The following is a 4,755-nucleotide window of genomic DNA, read 5'->3' as shown; positions in this document are numbered from 1 at the left end:
CGCCTGCGCCTGGCGCTGGACCCCGCCCATCCCCTTAAGGAAGAAAAGGTCCCCAAATATCTGGCCAAGATTATCGATGACGAGATTGTGGCATGGCTCTCGTGGGACGCCGCACACCAGCCCGTCAAGATCGATATCGATCTGAGTCAGCTGGGGCACATTCGGAGCGCCGCTGCGCAAACGCGCGAAGCGCTTTTGATCGATGAGGAACGCGAGGACGATGTGCCCACAGAGGTCGATACGGCGGAATCCGGGCAACCGGAAGCCAAGCCCGCGGCCGACGTGATGGCCGAGCCGATCGCGGCGCCCACGGAGCGCAACGAAGCCGACGAGCCAACCATTTCCACCGAACAGTTTGGTGTCGTGGCACCGCTTCTCGCGCCGACGCCCGTGTTCGCAGCTGCTGCGCCCGCTGACGCCACGAACGAACTCACGCCTGCCGCAGACGCCTATCTCCGCGCGCTGCTCGAGCAGGACACGGCACAAACGGAATCGGCAGTGGAGAGGTCGGGTCAGAGCGAGGACATGCTCGTCGATAGCATCAATGAGGCGCTCTTTGACCTGGTGGGTGACACCGTAATTGAATTTGGCGCGGCAGGACCGCAAATTATCGAGGACTACGAAGCAGACGTGAGAGGATACCTAGACTATGAGTGATACCGCATCCGCAGCACCCCGCGTGCCCAAGCGCGTCGCCGCCGTCATTCTCAACTCGCTCAAGGGCGGCGTGGTCCCGCGCATCGGCCTTCCCTACATCACCGTAGGGCGCGAGGTCGAAATCCGCGCCCTGCTCACCGACCTGAGTCTCATCGCCGACGGTGGCGCGAGCTTCCGCTTTCTGGTCGGTCGCTACGGCGCCGGCAAGAGCTTTTTGCTCCAGACCATCCGCACGCACGCCATGGGCGAGGGATTCGTCGTGGCCGATGCCGACCTATCCCCCGAGCGCCGCCTGCAGGGCGGCCAGGGACAGGGCCTTGCCACCTACCGTGAGCTCATCCGCAACATATCGACTAAAACGCGCCCCGAGGGCGGTGCGCTCAACCTTATCCTGGATCGCTGGGTCGCCTCGTGTGCCGATGCCGACGAGTCTGCCGTCAATGCCCAACTGGCCCCGCTCGAGGAAATGGTCCACGGCTTCGACTTCACCCGCATGCTCCGCCGCTACCGCGCGGCCGTATCCGAGGGCGACGAAGAGGCTATGAGCCGCGTGACCAAATGGATTCGCGGCGAGTACCGCACCAAGAGTGAGGCACGCGCCGAGCTGGGCTCCTCGACCATCATCAGCGATGACGACTGGTACGACTACGTTAAGCTCATTGCGCGCTTTTTGGTCTGCAGCGGCTACAAGGGCATGCTGGTGCTCATCGACGAGCTCGTGAATCTGTATAAGATTCCCAACGCCATCACACGCCAATACAACTACGAGAAGATCCTGACCATGTACAACGACACGCTCCAGGGCAAGGCGCAGTACCTGGGCATGATCATGGGCGGCACGCCAACCTCCATCGAAGACCGCCGCCGTGGCGTGTTCTCCTACGAGGCCCTGCGCAGCCGACTCGCTCAAGGCCGCTTTGCACGCGAGGACCTTAAGGACATGCTCGCGCCCATCATCCGCCTGCAGCCACTCACCTACGAGGAGCTGCTGGTGCTGATCGAAAAACTCATGCAAATTCACGCCGGCTACTTTGGCTGGACGCCCACGCTTACCGAGAACGACTTGGTGGACTTCCTCAAGATTGAGTTTGGCCGCGTGGGGGCCGACACGCATCTGACGCCCCGCGAGGTCATCCGCGACTTTATCGAGCTGCTCGACATCCTGTGTCAAAATCCCGATGCTAACGTGGCCGAGTTGCTGCAAAGCGTCGGTGGCGACGCGCTGGCACCGGCAGCCGCAACAGACGACACCGGCACCGCAGGCGGCGACCGTAACTTCGCCGAATTCACCATCTAACCTGCCAAAAAGGGACAGGTTCATTTTGGTAGGTTTTATCTGGGCGAGCGTTGAAGCAGTAATGCAGCAAGCCGTTGCCAGCCGCGTTGAGAGATTCGTTTTTGAGAGGAGGCCCCCGTGAACGCCTTTGACCGCTACGCCCCGTTTATCCAAGACTTCATCTACTCCCACGATTGGGAGAGCTTGCGCTCTATCCAGGTTGCGGCGGCAGATGCCATCTTTAACACGCAGGACAATGTGCTCCTGACGGCATCCACGGCTTCCGGCAAAACCGAGGCAGCCTTTTTTCCCATCCTGACCGAGTTTTGGGAGAACCCGCCCGCAAGCGTGGGCGCCCTCTACATCGGCCCCCTCAAGGCGCTCATCAATGACCAATTCGTCCGCCTCAACGACCTGTGCGAGGAAGCCAATATCCCTGTCTGGCACTGGCATGGCGATGTCTCGCAGTCGCACAAGGCTAAGCTCATCAAAAAACCGAGCGGCATCTTGCAGATTACGCCCGAGTCACTCGAAGCGCTCTTAATCCATAAGCACATGGCGATCCCGCGCATGTTTTGCGACCTGCGCTACGTCGTCATCGACGAGGTTCATTCGCTCATGCGCGGCGACCGCGGCGGGCAGACGCTCTGTCTTATCGAGCGCCTCTCGCGCATGGCAGGCGTGCAGCCCCGCCGCATCGGCCTTTCGGCCACCATCGGCGACCCCGAGCGCACGGGTGCCTTCCTGTCGCAGGGGACGGGACGCGACTGCGTCATCCCCCGCTTTGAGGAGCCGCGCCGCGTGTGGCGTATCTCCATGGAGCACTTCTACAACTCGGGTCCCCAGGCGCAGCAGCGAGGATTCGCGAGCACAGGTCCGCAGGAAGCTGAGGTGCTCGCATGCGAGCGCATTGAGGCGGCACCACCCGCGGCACTGCCCGTCAGCACCCAAGACATGCGCCATAGCGGGCAACTCACACAGGAGGAACGCCGCCAACGTCGCGAGCAGGCACGGGACAAGGCTGCCCCCAAGGGCAGTCGCACTTCCTCGGCCCCCGAGGGCGAAGTCGACATCCCACGAGCGACCGAGCAGGCGCTTCTCAACCCCACCGACACGGCGCCCGACAACGCCGACCCCGGTATGGGCTATATCTTTGAGCATACGCGCGGCCGCAAGTGCCTGGTCTTTGCCAACTCGCGCGAGGAGGCAGAGGCCGTGTGCTCCATGCTGCGCAGCTACTGCGAAAGTCGACACGAGCCCGACCGCTTTCTAATCCATCACGGCAATCTTTCGGCATCGCTGCGCGAGACGGCCGAGGAGCTCATGCGCGAGGAGGAGCAGGCGCAGACAACCGTCACCACCTCTACGCTGGAGCTCGGTATCGATATCGGCCGCCTGGAGCGCGCCTTCCAGATTGACGCGCCGTTTACCGTCAGTTCCTTTTTGCAGCGCATGGGGCGCACGGGACGCCGCGACCTTCCGCCCGAGATGTGGTTTGTCATGCGCGAGGAAGAACCCGAGCCGCGCACGATGATGCCCGAGACCATTCCGTGGAAGCTCCTGCAGGGTATCGCGCTCGTACAACTCTATCGCGAGGAAAAGTGGGTCGAGCCGCCCGAGCTCGATCGACTCCCCTACAGCCTGCTCTATCACCAGACTATGTCGACCCTCGCCAGCACCGGCGAGCTCACGCCGGCCGAACTTGCCCAGCGCGTGCTCACGCTCAGCTATTTCCACCGTGTCTCGGCAGACGATTACCGTGTGCTGCTACGTCACCTCATTAAGATCGACCATATCCAGGTCACCGAAGGTGGCGGGCTCATCGTGGGTCTCGCGGGCGAGCGCATCATTAACAACTTTAAGTTCTACGCCGTATTCCAGGAAAACGAGGAGTTCACCGTTCGCAGCGAGTCGGCCGAGTTGGGCACGATCGTCAATCCGCCACCGCCCGGCGAGCGCATCGCCATCGCCGGACACTGCTGGATTGTCGAGGAAGTGGACTGGAAGCGACACACCGTCTTTGCCACGCAAGTCAAAGGTCGTGTGCCGGCATACTTTGGCGACTGCCCCGGTGACATCAATACACACGTACTCGAACGCATGCGCCAAGCGCTCAACGAGCACGCAGCATATCCGTACCTCATGGGTAACGCACGGGCCCGCTTGGCGCAGGCTCGCCATACGGCCGAGATTTCGGGCGCGGGGACCAAGCCACTCATTAACCTGGGCGGCGACACCTGGGTGCTCTTCCCCTGGTTGGGCAGCTACGCCTTTTTGGCACTCGAGCGCATGCTCAAGATTAAATGTGCCGCGGAGCTGGGCCTTCGCGGACTCGACCCGTCACGCCCGTACTTTATGCAGTTTAAAATGCAGGCCGACGAGGAGACGTTCTTTGAGGTGCTCGCCGCCGAGGCCGAGAAAGACTTCGATCCCATCGAGCTCGTCTATCCCGGCGAGGTGCCTTATTTTGACCGCTACGACGAGTTTGTTCCCGAAGAGCTCGTGCGCAAAGGCTTCGCCGAAGGCGTGCTCGACATCGAGGGCATGAACCAGCGCGTCCTCAGCTGGCGCGACCACGCCTAAGACCAGTCCTTTTTGGGACGGGGAGACTTACTTGTCGTGAAGGACGGTGCCGAGGAAGTCGGTGTCGAAGGGCACAGCTTCGGCAAAGGCGTAGTCGCCGTCGCTGGCGATGAGCAGATAATTCTCCTCGCCGCCGAACTCTGCATCGCCACATGGGACCACCCAGGCGTGGGCGAACACCTCGAGCGCCGTGGCGGCGCAATCGCGCAGGAACGTTACGTCGCTCCCCTCGTTTGCGC

3 protein-coding genes and 1 pseudogene are annotated in these 4,755 nt (G+C 62.1%); 3 read left to right on the top strand and 1 reads right to left on the bottom strand.

Annotated features, from left to right (window positions below):
* The 3 genes from AB5164_RS09690 to AB5164_RS09680 form a co-directional block, all read left to right on the top strand.
* Positions 1-657, top strand: a 657-nt coding sequence (locus AB5164_RS09690; RefSeq protein WP_368148053.1) for a tellurite resistance TerB C-terminal domain-containing protein, incomplete at its 5' end; no start/stop codon positions are given.
* Positions 650-1,954, top strand: coding sequence for an ATP-binding protein (locus AB5164_RS09685; protein ID WP_260699358.1), 1,305 nt, complete (start codon positions 650-652; stop codon positions 1,952-1,954). The genes AB5164_RS09690 and AB5164_RS09685, both read left to right, overlap by 8 nt.
* 117 nt (positions 1,955-2,071) lie before the next feature.
* Complete coding sequence (locus AB5164_RS09680) at positions 2,072-4,516, top strand: DEAD/DEAH box helicase (protein ID WP_260699359.1); 2,445 nt, start codon at positions 2,072-2,074, stop codon at positions 4,514-4,516.
* Positions 4,517-4,543: 27 nt separating this feature from the next.
* Here AB5164_RS09680 and AB5164_RS09675 read toward each other — a convergent pair.
* A pseudogene (locus AB5164_RS09675) lies at positions 4,544-4,755 on the bottom strand (spermidine synthase); the annotation flags it as partial.

The sequence above is a fragment of the Collinsella aerofaciens genome (genome assembly GCF_040915425.1).
GTDB lineage: Bacteria > Actinomycetota > Coriobacteriia > Coriobacteriales > Coriobacteriaceae > Collinsella > Collinsella aerofaciens_BW.
The sequence above is the reverse complement of the archived record's forward strand: the minus strand, read 5'-3'. Positions and strand labels throughout refer to the sequence as shown.

Bases quoted from the DNA above. Each gene is read 5' to 3' on its own strand.
- AB5164_RS09685 (WP_260699358.1), top strand. From the start codon at position 650: ATGAGTGATACCGCATCCGCAGCACCCCGCGTGCCCAAGCGCGTCGCC.